Genomic DNA, 24,301 nt, shown 5'->3' with positions numbered 1-24,301 from the left:
CGCCCATTTTTTTATGGATTTTGTGGGAGTGGGCTGGCGATAATAAAGCAACGTTTATTATGAGGCGCCGCCGGTCTTGAAACACCATTTCGATATCTTTACAAAACCGATTCCCCGCCGCTCTTTCCTGAAGGGCATGCTGGGCGTGTTTGCCGTCGGCAGTATGGGCGTCGGTCGCGGCTACGCCAACACCTCGAGTTCGAACATCCGCCTCGAGCGGGTGACCATCACCATCCAAAACCTGCCGCCCGCGTTTCAGGGATTCAAGATCGGCCTGCTCAGCGACCTGCATTCCTCGCCCATCGTTCCCAAAGAACATCTGCAAAGCAGCGCGGAACTTCTGATGGCGGCCGAGCCGGACATGATCGCGTTGACCGGCGATTTCATCGGCCACACCTTCCGCTTTCCAGGCGAGCCGTATCACGAGTTCGATCCGCAGTATGTGGCGGACATCGTCGATGCGTTTTCCGGATTGAAAGCGCCGCACGGGTTGTACGGCGTGCTGGGCAATCACGATTTCTGGAGTGGGCCGGAGGCGGTGGAGGTGTTGGTGCGCGAATTCGAGACGGGGTTCGGCGTGCAGTGGTTGCGCAACCGCAATGTGAAAGTGGAACGCGGCGGCGATTCCATCATGCTCGCCGGTATCGATGACTACTGGCAGGATTCCTGTTCACCGGGCGATGCGCTACAAGGTCTGCCGCCGGACACGGTGCGCATCCTGCTCAGTCACAATCCGGAAGTGAACGAAATCCTCTACGACTGGCAAGAGATTGATTTGATTTTGTCCGGCCACACGCACGGCGGGCAGATCAAACTCCCGTTCATCGGCGCGCCGTTTCAGGCGGGCGTGCGCCAGCGGAAGTACATGGAAGGGCTGGCCTGGGACGGCGACCGGCAGACGTACGTGACCCGCGGCGTCGGTCACCTCGTCGTGCCCATCCGCTTTTTGTGTCCACCGGAAGTGACGCTCATCACCCTCGTGTGATGCGGGCCACCCGCGTCGATCATCGTTCGCCCTCGACGCATTACCTGATTCCCACCGGACGGGGTCCGGGGCAAAAAAAATCCGGCGAAGCCTGCGAACAGGCCCCGCCGGATTTAAGAGAGCGCAAGAATTTACTTGGGAACGACCTTCGCAGCTTGCGGACCTTTTTTGCCCATGCTCCCTTCGAATTCCACCAATTGCCCCTCTTGGAGGGTTTTGAATCCATCAACCTGGATTTCCGAGAAATGGACAAAATAGTCTTTGCCATCATCGGCTTCGATAAAACCATAACCCTTGCTTTGATTAAACCACTTGACTCTGCCTTCTGACATACCGAATACACTCCTACAAATTGGTGGGAACCCCCTGTCCTGGTGCCGAAAGTGCGTTCCCGGTTTTTACTGGGTTGGGGGTTGCCGGGTTTTATCGAGCTGAAACTGGCAATACCAACCTTTGTGACCGCCAGCCATATAAATCCGCTTTATATGGGATTCGCGGAGGACGGATGGGTATCCCGTTTCGAGCATCCACCCCCCTGTGGCGGTCGCTTTCCAACGGCACAACCATATCAGAATTGAAATCAATTTCCTAGTATTATCAGAAGAATATTTACCCCCTGTAGGGCATGAATTTTCGGTCAGATTTACACGCGAAAAATCATAAAATTATGGATGGTGCAACCGGGGAGTTGGAGTATGGAAGAATCGGATTTTCGGATAGAATTTGCGATGCGGAGCGACGCTGCCACACTGTACCGCGCGGTGGCGACGCAAGAAGGTATTCAGGGATGGTGGACGTTGTTCACGGAGTTCGACGGCAAGCAGGGATCGGTCGCGGAAATGCGGTTTCCCAAAACCGGATTTTTTACGCGCATGCAGGTGGAACAATTGGCGCCGTACCAAATTTTTTACGCGCAAGCAGGTGGAACAATTGGCGCCGTACCAACAGGTGCATTGGAAATGCGTGGAGGCAAAGCATCCGCCGGGCGTATCCAATGATCCCAGCGACTGGGTCGGCACCGAAGTCATTTTCGAGATCGAGCCGGGGGAGGGGGAGGAAACGCGACTGCGGTTCACGCATGTCGGATTGGGCCAACTGGAATGCCACGATGTGTGCAGCGACGTGTGGGGATTTTTTATCCGCTCCAGCCTCAAGGCCTACGTCGAAATCGGAAAAGGCGAACCCACCTCGGAATGAAAAAGAATCCCGTTTAATTCCTGCTCGCATATATTTTGCCATACCACTTCAATTTTGCTTCAATTTCGGAATACCGTGGAAAAATATAGCCTTTCAGGCGCTGTGATAGCACTATTCAGAAAAGAAAACAGGAGGCAGTTTGGATTACCTATTGCGGGTTAAGCCCGGGGGGTGAATATTAAAAGGGTATAAGAACGGGAAACTGAAAATTTTACCAGTGGGCTTGAAAGCGCCGGCGCCAGGTCGCCGCTTGGGGAGGGGCTGGTCATGGTACAAAATTTTTGTCCTGTTTCCATCCCGGAAAAAGATTACCTTTCCATTCTCGATACCATCACCCAGTTTCATGGGTGCGACACACGGGAAGCGCTCCGCGGTGTGTTCAGCAGTCACGTGCTCCCTTTGTTCGAAGCGGACTCCGCGTTGTACGGCTGGATCAACATGGATTTCACCAGCAAGTCGCTGGGGCAGGTGGGCCTGGTGGATTGCGTGGGCGTTCCGCAGGAAGACTTCAATCAGCTTTCCGATTCCATTCCTTACATCAAATCCATCCCCACCATGCTGGAACGGGTGGCCCGCCCTGTCGTGGCGGTGGATGTGGACATTCCCCGCGAAGTGTTTGTCAAAGAAAAGGACCTGTTCTTCGCGGAAAATCCGGAGTATGTGCGCGATTCGTGGCTGTACCTGAACCCGATCGCCAATTTCCTCGCAACGTTCGATCAGCCTGAAATCACGCATGGGCTGGGCATTCACCGCCACGCGCCGATCGAAGAGGTGGATCGGTACGATAAGAACTTCACCTTGCGCGACATCCGGGTGCTGGAACTGTTGCGTCCCCACCTGTTGCAAACCATCAAGACCATCATCCTGAATGACGAGTTGAAACGCTATCGCTCATTGGTGGATGCGCTGGTGGATGTGCCGACGGGGATTGCGCTGTTTCATTCCAACATGCGGGTCCTGTTCTGCAACCGGGTGTTCAGCGAAGTGGTGGGAGTGAGCACGGGACAAATGATTCCGCCGGAGTTGATGCGTATTCTGAGCAAGGAAATTTCCCGGTTCGAACCGCCTTACGAAATCCAGAGTTCTCCCGTGGAACTCGTTTTCTACCAACTTCCGGAAGGGGTCTTTCGTCTGAACCTGTGCATGCTGGAAAGAAAAAACTGGGGGCAGGACCCTTGCTGGCTGTTGCAGATGAAGCCGGTGGAAGATCCCTATTCCCTGCGCAACCTGGCCATGCAGGAGGTGGGACTCGACAAGGTGCAGATGGAAATTTCCTGCCTGCTGTTGGATGGCATGGAGCCGGTGGCCATTGCCGCGCGTTTGTTCATCAGCCCGGAGCGGGTTCATGAAAATGTAAAAAAGGTTTATGAAAAACTGGGCGTTCAAACCCGGGAACAGTTTTATTCAAGAATGAGCTTGCCGAATGAATGATTCAACCGAGATCGCGCAAACAAATATTTTTGCAAGTTGATTCAGGTTGAATGAGAAGTCTTGAATTGTCCGATGCATGAAGGTTACCGCATTTTGAATAAGAGGTTATATGCAGATGAAACGATTCATTTGCATGCTCGGTCACACAATCGCTTCGTTCGTATTGTTTCATCTTGTTCACGCACCCGTTGTTCAGGCCGAAGCATTCAGGATTCTGGATCAGGGAGCCGCCGCCACTGGCCAGGGGACAGCTTTCTCCGCCCAGGCGGACGATCCATCGGCGATTCATTTCAACCCCGCGGGCATCGCGCGCCTTTCCGGTATCCAGGTTTCCGGAGGTGTGATTCTGGTTGGAGGCGGAACCACCTTCACCCGCCCCAACGGCAGTAAAACGAAAGGCACTCTGGACGGAACCGTTGCCTATCCCCCACCGGCTAATTTTTATCTGACATCGGACTTGAAAAGCCTCGGCTTCAAATCGGGGGAAGGGGTGGCGGTCGGCCTGGGCATCACCTCGCCTTTCGGTTTGATCAACCAGTACCCGGATCAGGGACCGTTCAATACCGCATCCACGCGCAACCAGCTTTCGTTGGTCGATTTCAAGCCCACGTTGGCCTATGCCTTGCACGACCGGGTTTCCATCGGCGCGGGACTGGATATTTATACGTTTTTCGATTTCATCGGCGAAGGTCATCTGGAGCAAAAACTGAATGCCGGACCGGAGTTCGGCCCGTTGGGCATTCCGGCAGGCACGCCTCTGGAGTTGAACGGCAAGGATTCGGGCGTGGGATTCAATGTGGGCATCCTTTACACGGCGGTGTGGGACGAAGATCGACAGCCGATACTCAACCTGGCGTTTGTGTACCGCAGTCAGGTGACGCTGGATCTGGAAGGAGCGTTTCTGGTTGCGGGAAACAAAACTGCGGACGCCTCCGCCCAGCTGGAGTTGCCGCAGATTTTTACCGGAGCGGTGGCGTACTGGCCTCTCCGCGACCGGCGGCGTGAATGGAAACTGGAAGTCGATGTGGAGTATGCGGACTGGAGCTCGCTTGAGGACCTCGATGTGACTCTGTCCAATGGCGCCACGCTTCCGTTTCCGTTGAACTGGAAAGGCGCATGGATCTGGATGGTGGGAACCGAATACAAGCTGCGCTACTGGCTGGACCAGCCGGGCTGGACGGCCTCGGTGCGGGCGGGCTACGTCCGTTCCGAGTCCCCGGTGCCGGAATTCACCTTCTCGCCCGCGGTGCCGGACTCCGAATACAATGCCTACTCTGTCGGCTTTGGATGGATGTGTGACAAGCGGGGAAGTTTTTTCGGCTGGTTCCAGTGCGGCGGCGGCAACGAAAAAGAGTTTGCGTTGGAAGGAGTGGGGGTGGATCTGGCGTACCAGGTGGTGGCGTACGACTCGCGGACCATCAGCCGCAACCGCCGGCCGACCGTGATCGGCCGATGGGATACGACCTTTCATGTCGGCGTGATGAGTTTCCGGTTGTTGTTCTGAGGACGAACCCGGTAGCGGGCGCTCCCTTCATTAAGGGAAAGTGAATCCATGAAAGAACTGGACCTTTTTAAAAGGCAGAAGTTGTCGCGGATTTCCGATTCGTTTCCCGAAGCGGTTTACATTACCGACCCGGACGGCATCATCAGCCACGTCAATCCCGCCTTCGAGTTGCTCACCGGGTTTCGCGCCGATGACGTTGTTGGGAAAAGCATCTGGATTTTAAAGAGCGGGCACCATCCTGAAAGTTTTTACAACAGCATGTGGGAAGTGCTTCTCTCCGGGAACATTTGGAGCGGACAGATGGTGAACAAGAAACGGGACGGAACCGTGTTTCCCGCGGATGTCACCATTTTTCCCATCTCCGACCCTTCCGATCGCATATCCCACTTCGTCTCCATTCTGCACGGCACCACCGACCAGCTTCAGGCGCACGAGGAAACCCTGCGCCGCAACATGGAATACACCGCCCTGCATAATGTGTCCAAGATTCTGCAAAGCCAGGATCCGCTTCCACAAATGCTGAGCTGCGCCGTGGAGGAGATCATAAGATTGAGCGAGCTGAGGATCGAGTACAAGGCAGGAGTGTTCATTGCCGATCATGAAAAACAGGTCCTGCGCCTGTTCACCACCGTCGGAGATTTTCCGGAAGAATTTCATCGTCTGGATGCGGAGGTGCCTTTCGGTGAATGCCTGTGCGGCCGGGTGGCGATGAGCGGGGAGATGCTGGTCAGCAACAACTGCTTTTCCGATCCCCGTCACGAAAGGCGTTACGACGGAATGACGGCGCACGGTCATTACATCATTCCCCTCAAAAGCCGGGACAAGATGGTGGGCGTTTTGTTCCTGTACACCAGTTCCAATCCATCGTGGTACGAACGGAGCCCGGAGATTCTGAAGTCGATGGGAGGCTTGATCGCCGACGCCATCGAGCACCGCCGGGCGGAGGCCATCATTCAGGAACAAAATGAAACGTTGACGAAAATGAACGATCTTAAAAATAAGTTTCTGGGCATTGCCGCGCACGACCTGCGCAACCCGGTTTACGTCATCCGCACGTTCAGCGAAGCGTTGCGGGACGAATGCACACAAGGTGTGAGCGACAAGCACCGCAGGTTCTTCGATAAAATTTATAATGCCAGCGGTCACATGATTCATCTTCTGGAGAATCTGCTGGACATCTCCAAGATCGAGCAGGGGAAAATTGAGATCAACCGGGTAATCCAGGACATCAACCCCATCATCGAGGAACAGGTGGCCCTGAACCAGATCGTGGCCAATAAAAAAGACATCCGCATTCAGCAGGAGCTGGCGAAGTTGTCGCCGTTTCGGTTCGACAAGGATGCTCTGATCCAGGCGATCAATAATTTTTTGAGCAATGCCATCAAGTTTTCACCCCCAAGCTCCATCGTGCTGGTTTCCACCGAGTTGCAGGGAGACAAAATTCAGTTTTCGGTGAAAGACCAGGGAGTCGGCCTTTCCGAGGAAGAGCAGAAGCTGTTGTTCGGAGAGTTCCAGACCCTGAGCAGCAAGCCGACCGGGCAGGAAAAAGCGACCGGCCTCGGCCTTGCCATCGTGAAGAAGATCATCACCCTGCACGGCGGCGAGGTGGGCGTCGTCAGCCAACCCGGCCAAGGCTCCACTTTTTACTTTCTCCTTCCCGTAAAATAATTAAACTTGAAATGAGACGGTTGCCTCTTTGGGCAGTTTGCAAGGTGGAATAGAATCCCATAATTCTTATTGAAGCCACTAGGGATGGATGGGCTCCGGGATCTGCTCAAGGGAGGCGGATTAAATTTTTAGGGGATGAAGAATGAATATAAAAAAGGTTTTGCTTATAATTTTAGCAGTTTTGTTTCTCATTCCCATTTTATATGTTGGATATCTATATGTGACTTATCTTGAAGAGTATGTAACTACGGGGTCAGGATATGGATTTACAATTGGAGAAGGTAAGGAAGATGTCTTTAATAAGCTCTCCCAAAAATATGGTAGTAAAGTGAAACGGTATCGTTTTTATAAAGACAGAGAAATATATTCAAAGGACAAGATTGAATTTTCTGATGAAGAATACAATGGGCTAAAAGGATATGATAAATGGAAATTCTATTTTGATGAAAAACACATCGATTATTTAGCCTTTTATTTTGAGGAGGATAATTTGGTAAAGATCGAGAGACATCGGCAATACTTTGAGCTTCCTTAAGTTGTAAATTGGTGTGTGAAGTGATGGCATTCCCCTGAGCCGTTGCCTGTCGTTGGTCGCGGATGGCGACGGCGACGTCACCACGTTCACGCGCAATGCGTCGGGCGATCTCATCACCATCAGCTACTGGCCACAGTGCTAGCCCAAAAACAAAAAGGGTTGGCTTCGAAAAGCCAACCCTTTCAATAAAACTGGTCGGGATGAGAGGATTTGAACCTCCGGCCCCCTCGTCCCGAACGAGGTGCGCTACCAGGCTGCGCTACATCCCGACTGTTTTCGGTATCGTCTTCAAATGTAAAACCTCAATGTGTCTGCCCGCCGGTCACTTGTCCCAGCGGTAGCGATCGACGCTCTCGGACCAGTACGAGGTGTTGGTCACGTTCCGTTCGACGTCTTTTGCCTTGTCGCATTTGGGGCATTTCACTTCCTTGTTGCCCACTTCGGAAATGCGCATCTCCACGACAAAGTTGTGTTTGCATTTTTTGCAGGTATGGTCGTACTGCGGCATGGCTCCATTCCTCAAAGTCGCTAAGAGTACACCAGTTTTTGGCCGTTTTCAACGGGACTTGCGGGTCTTCGCGCGTTTTTTACCGGACGCCGGTTGCGGGCCGGGCGCCGGCTGCGATCCGGACCCTGCCTCGCCGCGCAGGGCGACGAATCCGCAAAAGTTGAACCATTTGAAAAACACGTCCACCGTCCCAAACCCGGCTGTTTCCAGCATTGTAACATTTTCTCCGGGCGGGAGGGGCACCAGAACTTCCTCCAAGGCCTCCCGCTTGCGCGAAATCTCCATCCGCGAATAGCCCCTCTCCCGCTTGTACGCGTAATAACGCTCGACGAAGACCGGGGCCAGCGCCGCCGCCTCGGCCTTCACTTTCTCGATGAGGATCAGCGCCCCGCCGGGCAGCAGGCTCTGGCGGATGCGTTTCAGGAGGCCCTGCCGCCGGGCCGGGGGCAGGAATTGCAGGGTGTAATTCAGGATCACGACGCTGGCGTTCTCGAGCTCCAGCGGGCCGTTGAGGTCGCCGGACACCACCTCGCAGCGGTCGCCGAATTCCTTCAGCTTGCGCCGGGCTTTTTTGAGCATGGCGTCGGAGTTGTCGAGGCCGATGAAACGGATGTCCGATTCCGGCGGCACCGCCCGCGCCATTTCCCGGATCAGCGTGCCGGTGGAGCAGCCGAGGTCGTACACCCGCGTGCCGGGTTGGGCGGTGGCCTCGACCAGCGCCACGACCATCTGCTGGCATTCTTTATAAAAGGGAACGCTGCGTTCGAGCATGTTGTCGAACACGCGGGCGACGGACTCGTTGAACTCAAATTTTTCGGGAGCGTCGTCGCGGGCGAACAGGTCGTCGCGTTTTCTGGGGGTCATCGGGCGCGGTATGGAAAAGGGTTAAAGACGAATCCCCACACCCGGCGGCGCGCCACCCGGCGTGGGGATTCGGTCATGCATTGGTCTTAACGGACACCAACGGCTGCGTCACGGACCCTGGATTTCGTTGCCGTCCACGGGGCCGCTCTTGGATTTCAGCAGCAGTTTGTTGATGGCGTTGACGTAGGCGACGCCGCTGGCCTCGACGGTGTTGACGGCGGTGCCTTTGCCCAGCACTTCGCGGTTTTCGCTGAGCACGCGCACCGTCACCTCGCCCTGCGCGTCCTTGCCCTTGGTCTTCGACATCACCTGGTAGTCGAGCAGTTTGCAGCTGAGTCCGGTGATCTTGTCCATCGCGTTGTAGATGGCGTCGATCGGCCCGTCGCCCTGTGCCGTGGCGGTGTGCACCTGTCCGTCGCGGCTTTTCAAGGTGACCGTCGCTTCCGGCATGACGCCCGTCTCGAATCCGCACCGGATTTTCTCGAGCGCGTAAATGTTCAGGCTGTCGTCGTTGGTGACCTGTTTCTGGATGAGGGCGAGGATGTCCTCGTCGAACACATCCTTCTTCTCGTCGGCGAGGATTTTGAACTCGGCGAACACCCGGTCCATTTCCTCCACCGTCAGGTTGAAGCCCATGCTCTCGATTTTTTTATTGAGCGCGTTGCGTCCGGAGTGTTTGCCTAGAACCAACTCCGCACTGTCGAGGCCGATGTCACGCGGGTCCATGATCTCGTAGGTGTCTTTCTTTTTCAGGTACCCGTCCTGATGCACGCCGGATTCGTGGGCGAAGGCGTTCTTGCCGACGATGGCCTTGTTGCGCTGCACGAAGAACCCGGTGAGGCTGCTGACCAGGCGGCTGCACGCCATGATGTGCTTCGTGTCGATGCGTGTGTCGTATTCGAAGAAATCCTTGCGCGTTTTGAGCGCCATGACGATTTCTTCCATCGCCGCGTTGCCCGCACGTTCGCCGATGCCGTTGACGGTGCACTCCACCTGCCGGGCTCCGGCTTTGACCGCAGCGAGGGAGTTGGCCACGGCCATGCCGAGGTCGTTGTGGCAATGCACGCTGATGACGGCGTCGTCGATGTTGGGCACGTTCTCCTTGAGCGAACGGATCAGGCCGCCGAACTGTTCCGGCACCGAGTAACCCACCGTATCGGGAATGTTCACCGTCTTCGCCCCGGCGGCGATCACCGCCTCCACCACTTCGGCGAGGAAATCCGGTTCCGTTCGCGACGCGTCTTCCGGCGAAAACTCGATGTCGTCGCAGAACTTGCGGCCGAACTGGATGGCGTCGGTGGCCATCTGGATGATCTGGCTCTTGTCCATGTTGAGTTTGTGATCGCGGTGCAGTTTCGACGTGGACAGAAAAATATGGATGCGCGGCGACTCCGCTTTTTCGAGCGCGCGGGCGCAGGCTTCCACGTCCTTGTTCAAGGCACGGGCGAGCCCCGCCACCGACGAACCGCGGATTTCGCCGGCGATCTGCTTGACCGATTCGAAATCCCCCGGCGAGGCGACGGGAAAACCGGCTTCGATCACATCGACTTTCAGTAGAGACAGCTGCCGGGCGATTTCCAGTTTTTCCTTATGGTTCATACTGGCGCCGGGACATTGTTCCCCGTCTCTTAATGTCGTGTCGAATATGATGATACGTTCCGGTTGCATGGCTTTCCTTGAAGTTTAAGGGTTGTTGAATAAATTACCCCCCATTGTAACGTAAATCCGGGAAGATGGGAGAGGGAGCCCGCAGTTTTCGCGGGGGTTTTTGCGCCGCGGGGGGAATTTTTAGAAGTTGAGGCCGAAGCGGAACCCGACGGAGAGGGTATCCGTTGCCCCCCGGCGTGCCACCGGGTTGAACACGTACTGCACGTCCGGTTGCAGGAACACGCCGGGCATCACCCGGATCCGGTAGGTGGCCTCGATCAGCACTTCGGGATTGTCGATGACGATCCCCTGCGCCCGCTGCTGTTGTTTGTACTTGTCGCCAAAGAACAGGTAGGAGACGGCGATGCCCGCCTTGTCCTTGTCGCGGCCGGGGAGGAGGCCGGTGTACTCCAGTCCGGTGTCGAAGTAGGTGGAGAGAGCGTTGACATCCTGGTCGGAAAACCCGGCGCGTACAAAGCCTTTCAGGCCCTGTTTGGAACGTTTGTATTCCATGTAGAGGGTGCCTTCGGCGAACAGGTAAATGCCCTGCGTGCCGGTGCGGGTCCGGGGATTGCCGGAGCCGTCCTGTTCGACGAGGTCCGGAAAACGCTTGGTGTACCACCAACTGCCGATGCCTGCTTTATTGAGACCGAGGCGGCGTTCTTCCGACTGATACCCGATTTCATTCATGAACAGCACCCCGTCGTCGTCGGCATCGAGGATGACCTGCGTGCCTCCCGGGTCTCTGGGATCTCCAGGCACGCCGTCCAGCACCGCACCCAGATAATACCAGTTGGGTGTGGGGTTGACCCGGATGCGCAGTCCCAGCGTGGTTAAGGGATAGGTCGGCACCCCGGCGTCCCCCGATTCGGTCAGATCGACGCCGGTGCCGAAGGCGCCGTTCAGGAATAACTGCGCCGACTCGCGGTAGTCGAACTCATTGGCGATGTCATAGAGGCCGAACAGGACGGCCAGCCTCCGATCCAGAAAATGCTGGTCGTACCAGGCCTGCATCAAAAACAGGTTGGAACGGCCCTCAATGTTGCTCAGGTCATGAACGGAACCGATGAACGGCTGGAACCGATTGCCATGCAACAGGGTGACATAAAAGAAAAAATGGCCGTCGGGTCCGCCGAACAATTTTTGCGGGTTGATGTGAAGCTCGAAGTCCGCATACCCGAAGTAACGGGTTTGACTGCCCTGACGGCGCGGGTCCAGGTGGAACATTTCCCCCATGTATCCGGCCCGGAAGTACACACCGCGGCTGAGAAGCTCGCCACGCAGCTGGTCCCAGTTTCCCGTCAGCGTTTCCTTTTTTAAAGTGATGTTGCCGTGGCGATCGAGACCGTCGAGATCCTGAGCCATAACAGCGCCGGATGAGAACAAGGTGGCGGCAGCAAGGAGCAGCGCCCACACCATACCGATTCGGAACCCACGGATGCGGTCAAGCCAAAGATGATGGATGTGCACAAAGTCGCCCTGAATGTTGATAAAAAACTACCGGAAGCGTGATTTCCGAAACATTGCGAGCCGCTGCCTGCGCCTGGGTTGATGGGGAAACCCGGCATTGGCTACAGACTTTTATTCTACCTTGATTGGGTGGAAGTCCCCCTTGTTTTGGGATATTGCAAGTCGCTATTCTGTTCCTGAATGGTTCCGGAGGGAGGTCGCGCTTGTCGAAAATCCAATGGGGAGTGAAAGGCCAAGGGGGCCGTCTTCTGATGAACGCCAGCCCCCTTCGATCTCAGTCCATGGAACTGATCACCTGAAATCCTGCTTTTTCGATTTTCTCGACGACTTTTTTGGTCTCGCACAGGTCGAGGCGGAAAAAATAGATCTGCTTCAACGTGTCTTTCAAATAAGGCGCCATGCCGACGCTGATGATGTTCAACCCCTCTTTGTTGATGATGCTGGAAACTTTTTCAAAGTTTTTAGGGTGTTTGCCCATCACCACGTCGATGCGCGAACTGGAATGGATGATGCCCATGAGATCGACAAACAGGCCGAGCATATCCATGATGGTGATGATGCCCACCAGCTTGTTGCGCTTGATGACGGGCAGGGCGCCGATCTTGTTTTTATAGATCATGAGCGCGGCGTCCTCAATGTGTGTCTCCGGCACCACCACCAGGGGGTTGCGGGTCATGTAATCATTGACCTTCATCTTCGAGGGGTTCCGAATCTCGATGTTCCCGGATTTGGCTTTGCCGGAGGTGCGGCCCTGGTCGATGAAGGCTCCCCGGATATCACTTTCGGTGATGATCCCCAGCAGTTCCCGGTCCTCAATCACCGGCAAATGGCGGATGGCGTGGGTCACCATCAAATCCTGGGCTTTCTTCAGGGAGTCGGATTTGGTAACGGTATGGAGCTTTTTGGACATCACTTCGCCTACAATCATAACCGTCCTCCAGAGTTGCGTTTCAGGGACCTGCAAATTCCGCCTGCTGCGATGGCAGCCTGCCCGAACAATTTGGATTGAAATTCCGATACGGGGTAAAATAAACAAGAATGCGGCGAACGCACGAAAACCCCTCCCTCCTCTACTTTTTTACCAGAAGCGGCCTGCAAAATACACGTTAAATGCAGAGCCGCACTCCTGTTTCCGGGGCCTGTCAGCCGGCAAACCGGATGCGGTGGAGGAGACCCGGAGGGCGCACTTTTCAGTTGATTTTTAGGAATAAGTTGTACTTTAATATGAGGTTCCACAAACGAACCGGGTTGGTGCCCCCATAACAACCTTTACACAAATGTAACTAAAGTACACCTTATTGTGCTTAAAATGTAGCTTGTGGAATCCCTGTTTCTGAAAACCATTGAAAAAACAGGTGCTGAGTAAAGTGGCACGGGCCTTGCTTTGGTTTTACGGCAACGGTTGACTCGCCAGCCTGCAGGCCAAAAACAAACCCATTGAACGTTATTTATGACTATACAGCGAATTCCGAAAAAGCAGGGGTTGTACGACCCGAGATTTGAGAAAGAAAATTGTGGGGTGGGGTTTGTAGCCAGCCTGAAGGGGGAGAAGTCTCACGAGCTGATCCAGCAGTCGCTGGAATTGCTGAACCGTCTGGAGCACCGGGGCGCGGTGGGAGCCGATCCGTTGACCGGCGATGGCGCCGGCATTCTGATTCAGATTCCGCACTCTTTTTATAAAGAAGAGTGCAGCAAGTTGGGCATCTCACTGCCTGCCGAAGGCCGTTACGGAACGGGCCTGGTGTTTCTGACCCGGGACGATCGGGCCGAGAGCCTGATGCAGATTTTCGAACAGGTGGCGAAGGAAGAGGGCCTCGAAATGCTGGGCTGGCGCAAGGTGCCGGTGGACAACACCCAGATCGGCCGCGTTGCCGCCGAAGTGGAGCCGGACATTCGCCAGATTTTTATCGGCGACAACGGCATCAACGACCAGGAGGCCTTCGAGCGCAAATTGTATATCCTGCGCAAGCAGGCGGGTCGCGCCATCCGCGCTTCCGGTTTGGCCCAGCTGTACGAGTCGTATTACATTTGCAGTCTTTCCAGCAAGACCATTGTTTACAAGGGACAGCTGATGGCCCCGCAGGTGGGGCGGTATTACCTCGACGTCAGCGATCCGCGTATGACCTCGGCCCTGTCCTTGGTGCATTCCCGCTATAGCACCAACACCTTCCCGTCGTGGGGGCGCGCCCAGCCCATGCGCATGGTGGCGCACAACGGCGAAATCAATACCGTGCAGGGCAACAAGAACTGGATGTCCGCCCGCGAAGCCATGTTCGACAGCGATCTGTTCGACGATCCCGAAAAACTGATTCCTGTTATTCCGCCCGGTGGCAGCGATACCGCCGATTTCGACCAGGCGCTGGAGTTGTTGGTGATGACCGGGCGTTCGCTGCCGCATGCGGTGATGATGATGATTCCGGAACCGTGGAGCGGACACGAAACCATGGACGACGAGAAGCGCGGCTTCTTCGAATACCACGCGTCGCTGATGGAACCGTGGGATGGACCGGCGTCGATCACCTTCACCGACGGGGAAGTGGTGGGCGCGGTGCTGGACCGCAACGGACTGCGTCCGTCGCGTTATATCGTCACCACCGACGACCGCGTCATCATGGCCTCGGAAGTGGGCGCCTTGCCGGTGGACCAGGCGAATATCAAGTCGAAAGGCCGCCTGCAACCGGGACGCATGTTTTTTGTCGATCTCAAAGCCGGGCGCATCTGTTCCGATGAAGAGATCAAACGGCCGCTGGCGCAGGAACAACCGTATGCCCGGTGGGTGAAGGAAAATCAGGTCAATATCGAAAACCTGCCGGTATCCAACGGGTTTACGGAGAAGACGGTGGACGACCTGCTGGTGCAGCAGACCGTGTTCGGCTACACCGCGGAGGATATGAAAATCGTGCTGGCACCGATGGTGGACACCGGCATGGAGGCCATCGGCTCCATGGGCAACGACACGCCGCTGGCGGTGCGTTCCGAGCGGCCGCAATTGCTGTTCAACTATTTCAAGCAACTGTTCGCGCAGGTCACCAACCCGGCGATCGACTCGATCCGCGAGGAGCTGGTCATGTCGATGGAAGTGACCCTCGGCCGCGAATACAATCTGCTGGCGGCATCGCCGGCGCATTGCCGTAAGTTGCGATTGCGGCATCCGATTTTGAAGCCGGAGGAGTTTTACAAAATCCAGAGCCTGGATCAGGAAGATTTGAAAACGGTTACGCTGTCGTTGCTGTTCCCGGTTGCGGAAGGCGAGGAAGCCATTGAAAAAGCCGTGGAGAAGTTGTGCGCCGAGGCTTCGGAGGCGCTGCAAAACGGTGCCACCATTTTGATCCTGAGTGACCGCGGCGTGGATGAAAACCATGCTGCCATTCCGAGCCTGTTGGCGACGGGAGCGGTGCATCATCATTTGCTCCGCGAAAAAACGCGGACGCGGGTGGGCATTGTCGTGGAAACCGCTGAAGCGCGGGAGATGCATCATTTTGCGCTGTTGATCGGTTACGGCGCGGGCGCCATTTATCCCTACCTGGCGTACGAAACCGCAAAGCAGATCGTGCAGGAGCAGGTTTACGTCCAGGACGTCGCTCTCGATAAGGCGATCGACAACTTCATCCTGTCCTGCAAGAAGGGCTTGTACAAGATCATCGCCAAGATGGGGATCTCAACCATCCAGAGTTATCGCGGCGCGCAGATTTTCGAAGCGGTGGGCTTGCATGAAGACATCGTGCACCAGTATTTCACCGGCACGCCGTCGCGGGTTGCCGGCATCAGGCTGAAAGACCTCGGCCGCGAAGTGCTGGTGCGCCATCGTAACGCGTACGAGCGTTCCAAGATCATTCGCCCGGCGCTGGACCTGGGTGGCTATTACCACTGGCGGCGCGGCGAAGAAAAGCACATGATCAACCCCAGCATGGTGGCCCTGCTGCAGGAATCGACCCGGTCCAACAACTACGAAACGTACAAGAAATTTTCGAAAATCAACGATGAACAGAACACGCGCGAATGCACCATCCGTGGCCTGTTCAAGTTCAAGCCGGCCCAGGCCATTCCCATCGAGGAAGTCGAATCCATGGAGGAAATCACGCGCCGTTTCTGCACCGGTGCGATGTCGATCGGTTCGATTTCGCGGGAGGCGCACGAAACCCTCGCGATCGCCATGAACCGTCTGGGCGGCAAGAGCAACACCGGTGAAGGCGGCGAGGACCTGGTGCGTTACACACCGGATGCCAATGGCGATTCGCGCCGCAGTAAGATCAAACAGGTGGCGTCCGGTCGTTTCGGCGTGAACAGCAATTACCTGGCCAACGCCGACGAGTTGCAGATCAAAGTCGCGCAGGGCGCAAAACCCGGCGAAGGCGGACAGTTGCCCGGTCACAAGGTGAGCGAATACATCGCCAAGATCCGGCATTCGACGCCGGGCGTGGGCCTGATCTCGCCGCCGCCACACCATGACATTTATTCGATCGAGGACTTGCAGCAGTTGATCTTCGACCTGCACAATTCCAACCCCAACGCCGACGTCAGCGTCAAGCTGGTTGCCGAGGCAGGGGTCGGCACCGTCGCTGCGGGTGTTTCCAAGGCGCGTGCCGAAGGCGTGTTGATTGCCGGGCACGACGGCGGCACCGGCGCTTCCCCGCAGACCTCCATCAAGCATGCCGGGCTGCCCTGGGAGCTGGGACTGGCGGAAACGCAGCAGGTGCTGGTGCTCAACGATTTGCGTGGACGCATCCGTGTGCAGGTGGACGGGCAATTGAAGACCGGCCGAGATGTGATCATCGGCGCACTTCTGGGGGCGGACGAGTTCGGCTTTTCCACCGCGCCCTTGGTGACCTTGGGTTGCATCATGATGCGCAAGTGTCATCTGAACACCTGTTCGGTGGGCGTGGCGACGCAGGACCCGGAGTTGCGCAAGAAGTTTGTCGGTGAGGCAGACTACGTGGTCAATTACTTCCGCTTTGTCGCGCAGGAAGTGCGGGAATGGATGGCGTATTTGGGAGTCCGCAAGCTCGACGACCTCATCGGGCGCACCGATCTTCTGGAAGTGGACACGTCGGTCGATCACTGGAAAGTTCGCGAACTCGATTTTTCACGCATTCTGTTCCGGGCGGGAGAGGACTCGGGTGTGGCCACGCGCAACGTCACCCGGCAGGACCTCAGCAACGACATCGGCGACGGTTGTCTGGACCGGAAACTGATTGCCGAATGCCGCAACGCCATCGAAGACAAAAAGCCGGTGCGTTTGCAACACGATATCGGCAACGTCGATCGCGCCACCGGGGCCATGCTCAGCTATGAAATTTCGAAACGCTACAGCGAAGAGGGTCTGCCTGCGGAAACGATCCACATCGATTTCAAAGGTTCCGCCGGGCAGAGTTTCGGCGCGTTCCTGGCGCCGGGCGTCACATTCAACCTGAAGGGCGACGCCAACGATTATGTGGGGAAAGGATTGTCCGGTGGGACGATCATCGTGGCTCCGGCGGAGGAATCGCCGATCGTCGCCGAGGAAAACATCCTCGTCGGCAACGTGGTGCTGTATGGCGCCATCTCCGGCAAGGCTTTTTTCCGGGGTATCGGCGGTGAACGCTTTGCGGTGCGCAACAGTGGTGCCGATGCGGTGATTGAGGGCGTCGGCGATCACGGCTGCGAGTACATGACGGGTGGCCACGTGGTGGTGCTGGGCAGGACCGGGCGCAACTTCGCCGCGGGCATGAGCGGCGGCCTCGCGTTTGTGCTGGACGAAGACGGATCGTTCCCCATTCACTGCAACAAGGAACTGGTGGACCTGGTGGCGCTCGATGAAGAAGACGATCTGGAACTGGTTCAAAATCTGATCCGGGAACACCGGGAGTACACCGGCAGTCCGGTGGCTCAACGCATTCTCGACAACTGGGAAGCCATGCTTCCAAAATTTATCAAAGTGTATCCGAGCGATTTCCGCCGGGTACTGGAAGAACGTAAACGCAAGCAAGCAACGTTGGAAGAGGTGGCATAGATGGGTGCGCTCAAAGGCTTCATGGAAATCAAACGCGAAACGCCGAAGTCGCGTCCGGTCAGTGACCGTCTCAAGGATCAGAAAGAGGTTTACGAACCGTTTCCGCTTGAGAAATACCGCGAGCAGGGTGCGCGTTGCATGGATTGCGGAGTGCCGTTCTGCCAGAGCAACACCGGCTGCCCGCTGGGCAATGCCATCCCGGACTGGAACGACATGGTGTACCGCGACCGCTGGGAAGACGCGGTGGCCTTGCTGACGAAGACCAACAACTTTCCCGAATTCACCGGCCGCATCTGCCCGGCTCCGTGCGAAGGCGCATGCGTGCTGGCCATCAACGAACCGGCGGTCACCATCCGCAACATTGAAGAGATCATTGCCGAAAAAGGATTCGAGGATGGCTATATCGCGCCCAACCCGCCGCAGCGGCGCACCGGCAAAAAGGTGGCCGTTGTCGGTTCGGGGCCCGCGGGCCTGGCTGCGGCCGATCAACTGAATCACGCCGGACACGAAGTCACCGTATTTGAAAAAGCCGACCGCATCGGCGGCCTCCTCATGTACGGCATCCCGCATTTCAAAATGGAAAAAACCGTGCTGACGCGGCGGCTGGACCTGATGGAAAAGGAAGGCGTGATCTTCAAACCGAATTCGCACATCGGCAAGGACATTCCCACCAAAAAACTGGTCGAGGATTTTGATTCCGTGATCCTCTGTTGCGGATCGGAAAAGCCGCGTGACTTGCCGGTGGAAGGGCGCGACCTGGATGGCGTTCATTTCGCCATGGACTTCCTGCCGCAACAGAACAAGCGCAACGAAGGCGACACCATTCCCGAAGATATTGCCATCACCGCCAAAGGTAAAAATGTGTTGATCATCGGTGGCGGCGATACCGGGTCCGACTGCCTGGGCACGTCGTTACGGCAAGGTGCGAAGCAGGTGCATCAGTTCGAACTGCTGAGCGAGCCGCCTTTGGAACGGATGTCCAACAACCCGTGGCCGCAGTGGCCGATGACCCTGCGCATCAGCTCCTCGCACGAGGAAGCGGGCGGCAAGATCACTTCCTACAGCATCCTGACCAAAAAGTTCAGCGGTGAAAACGGCAAGGTCAAAAAAGTGCATGCCGTCAAGGCCCGCTTCGGCGATCCCGACCCGGCAACGGGCCGTCGCGCCATGGAAGAAATTCCGGGCTCGGAGTTCACGCTGGATGTGGAGTTGGTGTTGCTGGCGATGGGGTTTGTGCACCCGGTGCACGAGGGGCTGGTCAAGGAGCTGGGTCTGGAGTTGGATGCGCGGGGCAATGTGGCCTGCGATAAAGACAAGATGACCCGTGTCCCCGGTGTGTTCGTGGCCGGTGATATGGCGCGTGGCCAGTCTTTGGTGGTGTGGGCCATCGCCGAAGGACGCGAAGCCGCACGCGGTGTCGATCAGCACCTCATGGGCCACACCTTCCTGCCGCGCAGCCAGTACCTGTAAGCCTTCCGCTAAAACCCGGCAAAGAATCTCTCGGTAAACTGCTTTAGGCGGACCTCACCGTCGCGTTCGCACCGCCCTCGTTTCCTTTAAAAGGGAAACGTGGCGATGCGCCGCATTCCTGCCATTAAAAATCGATCCCGTTCAGTTCGACGAAAGAATCAGTTCCACCCGTTTATGAATGTTCAATTTCTTGAACGCTTTTTTCAGGTGGAATTTGACGGTGAACACGCTGATTTTCAGGATGTGCGCGATCTCTTCGTCGTTGTACCCCTGGCTGGCCAGTTGCGCCACTTCGCGTTGCCGCTTGGTGAGGCCGACTTTTTCCAGTTGCAGGTTTTGGCTGTATGCGGGTTTTCGGTTTTTTAACGAGCGCCGGGGTGGGGTGTTCTCCAGGCAGCCGTTTATTTTGGAGAGCAACTCTTCGCGTTTGACCGGCTTCAGGATGTAATCCTGCACCTTCAACTGCAAAGCATCGATGGCCGACTCCAGAGTGCCGTGTCCGGTCAGGATCATGACCGGTGCGCCCGGGTGGAGTTTTTTGATTTCCTGAGAAACCTGAATCCCGTTCATCCCCTCCATGATCAGATCCACGATCACCAGGTCCGGATTTTGGGATTTGAATTCCTCGATGCCCTGCTCGCCGTTGTTGGCGGTGGTGACGTGGAATCCTTCTTCTTCCAAGTCGTCACTCAAGGTTTTGCGAAGAATTTCTTCGTCGTCGATGAGAAGGATTGAGTGGTCCATGAGTGGCCCCTCTATCGAGAGTAATAAAAAAAGCGATTAAAAGAACGCCGGAACGGCCCTGCCATCCCGTTAATATAAAAATAAACATAGATGGACGGGACCACAAGCAAAATCGGTAGAGGCCCATAAAAAATGGGTGGAATTCCGTAAAATCAATTGATTTTAAAGGGGTCTGCCGACAACGGAAAGGGAGTTTTTCCGAAAGCCGAAGGAGTGGAATGCCTACAGGCCGAGCTTCTCGAAGAATCCTTTGATTTTTTCTTTCACCGGCTGGCCATCGATTTCAGCCAATTCCTGGTACAGCTCCTTCTGCCGTTTGTTGAGCTTTTTGGGGACTTCGACAAAGAACTGGATGATCTGGTCGCCCCGGCCATGGCCCCGCAAGTGTGGAATGCCGCCACCCGGAATGCGATAGCGTTCCCCGGACTGGGTTCCCGCTGGAATGTTGATGACTTTGGTTTCACCATCCAGCGTCGGCACTTCGATGTCCGCTCCCAGAGCCGCCTGCGAGACGGACAGATTCAGTCGGCAGAGGATGTGGTATTCATCGCGGTGAAAAAATTCGTGGGGCTTGACGCGCACGAAGACATAAAGGTCGCCCGGCGGCAAGCCGGGTCCCGCCTCGCCTTCTCCGCGCAGCCGCAGGCGGGAGCCGTCATCCACCCCGGCGGGGATGTTGACGGAAATCGATTTGCTATCGACCACCACGCCTTCACCGCGGCAGTCTGTGCAGGGGTCGCGCACGATCTGGCCCTGGCCGTGGCACTGCGGGCAGGGCGTGGACAGGCTGAAGAATCCCTGCGACCGGATCACCTGTCCGGTGCCTTTGCAGGTGGAACAGGTTTCGGGAGTGGTGCCGGGTTTGCAGCGGGAACCGCGGCAGGTTTCGCAGATGACGTGTTTGCGCACGTCGATTTTTTTCTCGATGCCGAAGGCGGCTTCCTCGAACGTGATGGTGGTGTCGGCGCGCAGGTCGTTGCCGGTGCGCTGGCGTCCGCCCCCGCCGCCGAAAAATTCGCCGAAGATGTCGCCGAAGTTGGAGAAGATGTCGTCGAAACCGCTGAACCCGGCGCCCTGGCCCTTCAACCCTTCGTGGCCGAACTGGTCGTAGACCTGGCGTTTTTCCGCATCGCGGAGCACTTCATAGGCTTCCGAAGCTTCCTTGAATTTGTCCTCGGCTTCCTTGTCGCCGGGGTTTTTGTCGGGATGGTACTTGAGCGCCATCTGGCGATAGGCTTTTTTGAGTTCGCCTTCGGATGCGTTACGCGCAACGTTGAGGACTTCGTAATAATCGCGTTTAACCATGGGTCCCTTCAGTTTTTGAGTTTGGCCACTTTCACTTTAACGGGTTTCAGCAGCTTGTCCTGAAACCGGTAACCGGGTTCCAGTTCTTCGACCACCATGCCGTCCTGTCCGGGATCTTCGGTATCCACCGTCATGCACACCTCGTCGGTATTGGGGTCCAGCTTGCGGCCCACTGCGCCGATGGCTTCGATGCCCTGCTGCGCCAGTTCCTGTTCGAACTGGGAGAGGATCATCGTGATTCCTTGTTTCAGGCTGTCGAAATCTCCGGTGGAGTCGGCGGCGCTGGAAGCGCGTTTGAGGTTGTCCACAATGGGAATGAGTTGCTTGAACAGGCCGGCTTTCAATTGGGTGAGGCGGCCTTCATTTTCCTTTTGCAGTCGTTGCCGGAACTCATCGTTCTCCGCGCTCTTGCTTTTGTAGGCGGCGATGTATTCCTTCAACTTCTTATCTTTTTCTTCGGCCTCCAGCTTGAGTTGCTCCACATAGCTGGGCAGACGTTCCTTGCGGGCCTCCTCTTCCTGAACCGCTTCTTCTTCCAGCGCCCAGTGGCGCCGATCGGTGACGTGGATTTTCGGGGCAGATGGATCGTCGAAATTCGGGAGTTTGTTTTCTGAATCGGTCATAGGCTTTCTAAATCAAAAAACGGATGGCGGGCACTCGAAGAGAGCCACCCGCCGATCCGGAAATTGATGCACAGGGAAGACGCACTGCGGCCACCCTCGACAACCGGGCAGACCGCCTCCCGCCCGGCTTGCGCGCGGGCAGGGGTGTGGGTCCATTTATTTTTTGTTGCTGATGTCTTCGTACTCCGCGTCCACGACATCGTCTCCGGACTTGTCCGAATCGCCTCCGGATTGATCGTCGTCGCTGGGCTGGGAGCCGTCTCCCGCATCGCCTTCACTGGACTGCTGGGAGTAAATCTGCTGCGCCAGCTTGTGCGAAGCCTGGGTGAGAGCCTCCGTCTGCTGCTTGATCTGCTCCAGATCGTCGCTTTCGATGGCCGTCTTGGCTTCGGCGATGGCCGCCTCGGCTTCCTTGACATCGTCTTCGGAAAGTTTTTCCTTGTTGTCGCGAATCGTTTTCTCGGTGTTATATACCAGAGAATCGAGCTGATTGCGCGCATCAATTTTTTCTCTCCGTTCCTTGTCCGCGGAAGCGTTGGTCTCGGCATCCTTCACCATGTTGTCGATATCCTGATCCGAGAGACCGGTGTTGTCGGTGATGGTGATCTTCTGTTCCTTGCCGGTGCCCTTGTCCTTGGCGGAGACGTGCAGGATGCCGTTGGCATCGATGTCGAAGGTGACTTCGATCTGCGGCACACCGCGCGGTGCAGAGGGAATGCCATCGAGATGGAATTTGCCGAGCGACCGGTTGTCCTTTGCAAATTCACGCTCGCCCTGCAGAACGTTGATCTCCACGCTTGGCTGGTTGTCCGATGCGGTGGAAAAGGTTTCGCTCTTGCGGGTCGGGATCGTGGTGTTGCGTTCGATCAGCTTGGTGGTCACGCCGCCCAGGGTTTCGATTCCGAGAGACAACGGGGTGACGTCCAGCAGCAGGATGTCTTTCACATCGCCGGACAGAACGCCCGCCTGCACGGCGGCACCGAGAGCGACCACTTCGTCCGGATTGACGCCGCGATGCGGCTCTTTTTTGAACAGGTCCTTGACGATCTGCTGAGCGCGCGGGACGCGGGTGGAGCCACCCACCAGAACCGCTTCGTCGATCTTGCTGGCGTCGAGGCCCGCATCCTTGAGAGCGCTGACGCACGGCTTCTTGGTGCGCTCCAGCAGGTCGTCCACCATGGATTCGAATTTGGCGCGGGACAGCTTGATGTTCAGGTGTTTCGGGCCGGTCGCGTCTGCCGTGATGAAGGGCAGGTTGATCTCGGTCTCAGAAACCGAAGACAATTCCATCTTGGCCTTTTCCGCAGCTTCCTTGAGACGCTGCAGAGCCATGTTGTCGTTGCCGAGATCGATGCCCTGATCCTTCTTGAACTCAGCCACCAGCCAGTCGATGATGCGCTGGTCGAGGTTGTCACCGCCGAGATGGGTGTCGCCGTTGGTCGCTTTGACTTCCACGACGTTGTCGCCGACTTCGAGGATGGAGATATCGAACGTACCGCCACCGAAGTCGTAAACCGCGATCATGTGATCTTTGTTTTTATCCAGACCGTAAGCCAGGGCGGAGGCCGTCGGCTCGTTGATGATGCGTTTGACGTCGAGACCGGCGATCTTGCCGGCGTCCTTGGTGGCCTGACGCTGGGCGTCGTTGAAATACGCCGGAACGGTGATGACCGCTTCCGTAACGGTTTCGCCCAAATAGGCTTCCGCCGATTTTTTCAGCTTCTGCAGGATCATCGCCGAGATTTCCGGAGGGCTGTATTGTTTGCCCTGCACTTCGATGCGGACATCGTTCTTCGGACCCTTGACCACTTTGTAGGGCACCATTTTCATTTCTTCGGAAACCTCGCCATAGGAACGACCCATGAAGCGCTTGACCGAGAAGATGGTGTTCTCCGGGTTGGCGATGGCCTGCCGCTTGGCAACCTGACCGACCAGGATTTCCCCATCCTTGGTGAAAGCAACCACCGAAGGCGTGGTCTGGCTTCCTTCCTCGTTCACAATGACCTTGGGGTCATTACCTTCCATTACCGCAACCACCGAGTTGGTGGTTCCCAAGTCGATTCCTATGATTTTTCCCATGAGTGCTGTTCCTTTCCAATTGGCGTTTATTTTTCCACTTATATTTGAATAAGTTTAAGGCGTTTTTGAGCACTCCTTCGGTGCTAGGTGTTTAATAAGATGGGGAGGGCAGGCAGTCAAGCCACGGGATGATTTTTAAGGCATTTTCAGCCCATGGGAAAGCGTGCGGTGTCGATTAAGTGGTTGTAAAATAATGTAAAAACCCTGCTTCGGTGGGGCTTCTCTCTGAGGGGTGGGGTGGTTTGGGTGAGACAAAAAAAGGGCCCCGCGTGGGGGCCCTTT

General features: G+C 56.3%; 19 protein-coding genes and 1 tRNA gene. 9 read left to right on the top strand and 11 right to left on the bottom strand.

Translation table 11 applies throughout. The features are described from left to right. The first annotated feature begins 76 nt into the window (after window positions 1-76). Window positions 77-985 (top strand): metallophosphoesterase, encoded by a 909-nt coding sequence (locus QML71_RS08810; RefSeq protein ID WP_282011554.1) that lies wholly within the window; start codon window positions 77-79, stop codon window positions 983-985. 131 nt (window positions 986-1,116) lie between these two features. On the opposite strand, the gene QML71_RS08805 is transcribed toward QML71_RS08810, so the two are convergent. Continuing rightward, a complete protein-coding gene (locus QML71_RS08805; RefSeq protein WP_282011553.1) occupies window positions 1,117-1,317 on the bottom strand; it encodes a cold-shock protein in 201 nt (66 codons plus the stop codon). 363 nt (window positions 1,318-1,680) lie between these two features. Between QML71_RS08805 and QML71_RS08800 the strand changes: the two genes are divergently transcribed. From QML71_RS08800 to QML71_RS08775, 6 genes are all read left to right on the top strand, one after another. After that, window positions 1,681-1,983, top strand: coding sequence for a hypothetical protein (locus QML71_RS08800; protein WP_282012597.1), 303 nt, complete (start codon window positions 1,681-1,683; stop codon window positions 1,981-1,983). Further along, the gene (locus QML71_RS08795; protein WP_371832119.1) at window positions 1,949-2,182 is read left to right on the top strand and encodes an SRPBCC family protein; all 234 of its coding nucleotides are present in this window, start codon (window positions 1,949-1,951) and stop codon (window positions 2,180-2,182) included. The genes QML71_RS08800 and QML71_RS08795 overlap by 35 nt, the downstream gene beginning before the upstream one ends. A gap of 267 nt (window positions 2,183-2,449) precedes the next feature. Next, the gene (locus QML71_RS08790) at window positions 2,450-3,613 is read left to right on the top strand and encodes a helix-turn-helix transcriptional regulator (protein ID WP_282011551.1); all 1,164 of its coding nucleotides are present in this window, start codon (window positions 2,450-2,452) and stop codon (window positions 3,611-3,613) included. 115 nt (window positions 3,614-3,728) lie between these two features. Then, a complete protein-coding gene (locus QML71_RS08785) occupies window positions 3,729-5,117 on the top strand; it encodes an OmpP1/FadL family transporter (RefSeq protein ID WP_282011550.1) in 1,389 nt (462 codons plus the stop codon). Window positions 5,118-5,165: 48 nt separating this feature from the next. Next, window positions 5,166-6,785: a sensor histidine kinase gene (locus QML71_RS08780; protein ID WP_282011549.1), complete on the top strand. Its 1,620-nt coding sequence runs from the start codon at window positions 5,166-5,168 to the stop codon at window positions 6,783-6,785. A gap of 142 nt (window positions 6,786-6,927) precedes the next feature. After that, complete coding sequence (locus QML71_RS08775; protein WP_282011548.1) at window positions 6,928-7,320, top strand: hypothetical protein; 393 nt, start codon at window positions 6,928-6,930, stop codon at window positions 7,318-7,320. Between the two features lie 192 nt (window positions 7,321-7,512). Here the strand turns inward: QML71_RS08775 and QML71_RS08770 are convergent. From QML71_RS08770 to QML71_RS08745, 6 genes are all read right to left on the bottom strand, one after another. Then, a tRNA-Pro gene (locus QML71_RS08770) sits at window positions 7,513-7,589 on the bottom strand. Between the two features lie 53 nt (window positions 7,590-7,642). After that, window positions 7,643-7,828: an FmdB family zinc ribbon protein gene (locus QML71_RS08765; RefSeq protein WP_282011547.1), complete on the bottom strand. Its 186-nt coding sequence runs from the start codon at window positions 7,826-7,828 to the stop codon at window positions 7,643-7,645. Between the two features lie 48 nt (window positions 7,829-7,876). After that, entirely contained in the window at window positions 7,877-8,692 is an 816-nt protein-coding gene (cmoA, locus tag QML71_RS08760) for a carboxy-S-adenosyl-L-methionine synthase CmoA (protein ID WP_282011546.1), read from the bottom strand. 108 nt (window positions 8,693-8,800) lie between these two features. Next, a complete protein-coding gene (locus QML71_RS08755) occupies window positions 8,801-10,360 on the bottom strand; it encodes a 2-isopropylmalate synthase (protein WP_282011545.1) in 1,560 nt (519 codons plus the stop codon). A gap of 120 nt (window positions 10,361-10,480) precedes the next feature. Further along, window positions 10,481-11,704: a carbohydrate porin gene (locus QML71_RS08750; RefSeq protein WP_282011544.1), complete on the bottom strand. Its 1,224-nt coding sequence runs from the start codon at window positions 11,702-11,704 to the stop codon at window positions 10,481-10,483. 379 nt (window positions 11,705-12,083) lie between these two features. Continuing rightward, on the bottom strand, window positions 12,084-12,737 hold the full coding sequence (locus QML71_RS08745; protein WP_282011543.1) for a CBS and ACT domain-containing protein: 654 nt from the start codon (window positions 12,735-12,737) through the stop codon (window positions 12,084-12,086). 522 nt (window positions 12,738-13,259) lie between these two features. Between QML71_RS08745 and gltB the strand changes: the two genes are divergently transcribed. Together gltB and QML71_RS08735 are read left to right on the top strand one after the other, a co-directional pair. Then, the gene (gene gltB, locus QML71_RS08740) at window positions 13,260-17,798 is read left to right on the top strand and encodes a glutamate synthase large subunit (protein ID WP_282011542.1); all 4,539 of its coding nucleotides are present in this window, start codon (window positions 13,260-13,262) and stop codon (window positions 17,796-17,798) included. Next, window positions 17,799-19,268: a glutamate synthase subunit beta gene (locus QML71_RS08735; protein WP_282011541.1), complete on the top strand. Its 1,470-nt coding sequence runs from the start codon at window positions 17,799-17,801 to the stop codon at window positions 19,266-19,268. 141 nt (window positions 19,269-19,409) lie between these two features. Here the strand turns inward: QML71_RS08735 and QML71_RS08730 are convergent, their stop codons facing one another. From QML71_RS08730 to dnaK, 4 genes are all read right to left on the bottom strand, one after another. After that, entirely contained in the window at window positions 19,410-20,012 is a 603-nt protein-coding gene (locus QML71_RS08730; protein ID WP_282011540.1) for a response regulator transcription factor, read from the bottom strand. Between the two features lie 222 nt (window positions 20,013-20,234). Beyond that, a complete protein-coding gene (gene dnaJ, locus QML71_RS08725) occupies window positions 20,235-21,317 on the bottom strand; it encodes a molecular chaperone DnaJ (RefSeq protein ID WP_282011539.1) in 1,083 nt (360 codons plus the stop codon). An 8-nt stretch (window positions 21,318-21,325) separates the two neighbouring features. Next, entirely contained in the window at window positions 21,326-21,940 is a 615-nt protein-coding gene (locus tag QML71_RS08720; RefSeq protein ID WP_282011538.1) for a nucleotide exchange factor GrpE, read from the bottom strand. Between the two features lie 156 nt (window positions 21,941-22,096). After that, window positions 22,097-24,019 (bottom strand): molecular chaperone DnaK, encoded by a 1,923-nt coding sequence (gene dnaK / locus QML71_RS08715; protein WP_282011537.1) that lies wholly within the window; start codon window positions 24,017-24,019, stop codon window positions 22,097-22,099. Between the last annotated feature and the right edge of the window lie 282 nt (window positions 24,020-24,301).

Source organism: Nitrospina watsonii, from assembly GCF_946900835.1.
Classification (GTDB): domain Bacteria; phylum Nitrospinota; class Nitrospinia; order Nitrospinales; family Nitrospinaceae; genus Nitrospina; species Nitrospina watsonii.
This window is presented reverse-complemented; position numbering and strand designations above follow the sequence as displayed.

Coding starts and splice junctions, on each gene's coding strand:
- QML71_RS08780 (WP_282011549.1), top strand. CDS start 5,166: ATGAAAGAACTGGACCTTTTTAAAAGGCAGAAGTTGTCGCGGATTTCC.
- QML71_RS08765 (WP_282011547.1), bottom strand. CDS start 7,828: ATGCCGCAGTACGACCATACCTGCAAAAAATGCAAACACAACTTTGTC.
- dnaK (WP_282011537.1), bottom strand. CDS start 24,019: ATGGGAAAAATCATAGGAATCGACTTGGGAACCACCAACTCGGTGGTT.
- QML71_RS08790 (WP_282011551.1), top strand. CDS start 2,450: ATGGTACAAAATTTTTGTCCTGTTTCCATCCCGGAAAAAGATTACCTT.
- dnaJ (WP_282011539.1), bottom strand. CDS start 21,317: ATGGTTAAACGCGATTATTACGAAGTCCTCAACGTTGCGCGTAACGCA.
- QML71_RS08735 (WP_282011541.1), top strand. CDS start 17,799: ATGGGTGCGCTCAAAGGCTTCATGGAAATCAAACGCGAAACGCCGAAG.
- gltB (WP_282011542.1), top strand. CDS start 13,260: ATGACTATACAGCGAATTCCGAAAAAGCAGGGGTTGTACGACCCGAGA.
- QML71_RS08785 (WP_282011550.1), top strand. CDS start 3,729: ATGAAACGATTCATTTGCATGCTCGGTCACACAATCGCTTCGTTCGTA.
- QML71_RS08800 (WP_282012597.1), top strand. CDS start 1,681: ATGGAAGAATCGGATTTTCGGATAGAATTTGCGATGCGGAGCGACGCT.
- QML71_RS08755 (WP_282011545.1), bottom strand. CDS start 10,360: ATGCAACCGGAACGTATCATCATATTCGACACGACATTAAGAGACGGG.
- QML71_RS08720 (WP_282011538.1), bottom strand. CDS start 21,940: ATGACCGATTCAGAAAACAAACTCCCGAATTTCGACGATCCATCTGCC.
- QML71_RS08750 (WP_282011544.1), bottom strand. CDS start 11,704: ATGGCTCAGGATCTCGACGGTCTCGATCGCCACGGCAACATCACTTTA.
- cmoA (WP_282011546.1), bottom strand. CDS start 8,692: ATGACCCCCAGAAAACGCGACGACCTGTTCGCCCGCGACGACGCTCCC.
- QML71_RS08775 (WP_282011548.1), top strand. CDS start 6,928: ATGAATATAAAAAAGGTTTTGCTTATAATTTTAGCAGTTTTGTTTCTC.
- QML71_RS08745 (WP_282011543.1), bottom strand. CDS start 12,737: ATGATTGTAGGCGAAGTGATGTCCAAAAAGCTCCATACCGTTACCAAA.
- QML71_RS08805 (WP_282011553.1), bottom strand. CDS start 1,317: ATGTCAGAAGGCAGAGTCAAGTGGTTTAATCAAAGCAAGGGTTATGGT.
- QML71_RS08730 (WP_282011540.1), bottom strand. CDS start 20,012: ATGGACCACTCAATCCTTCTCATCGACGACGAAGAAATTCTTCGCAAA.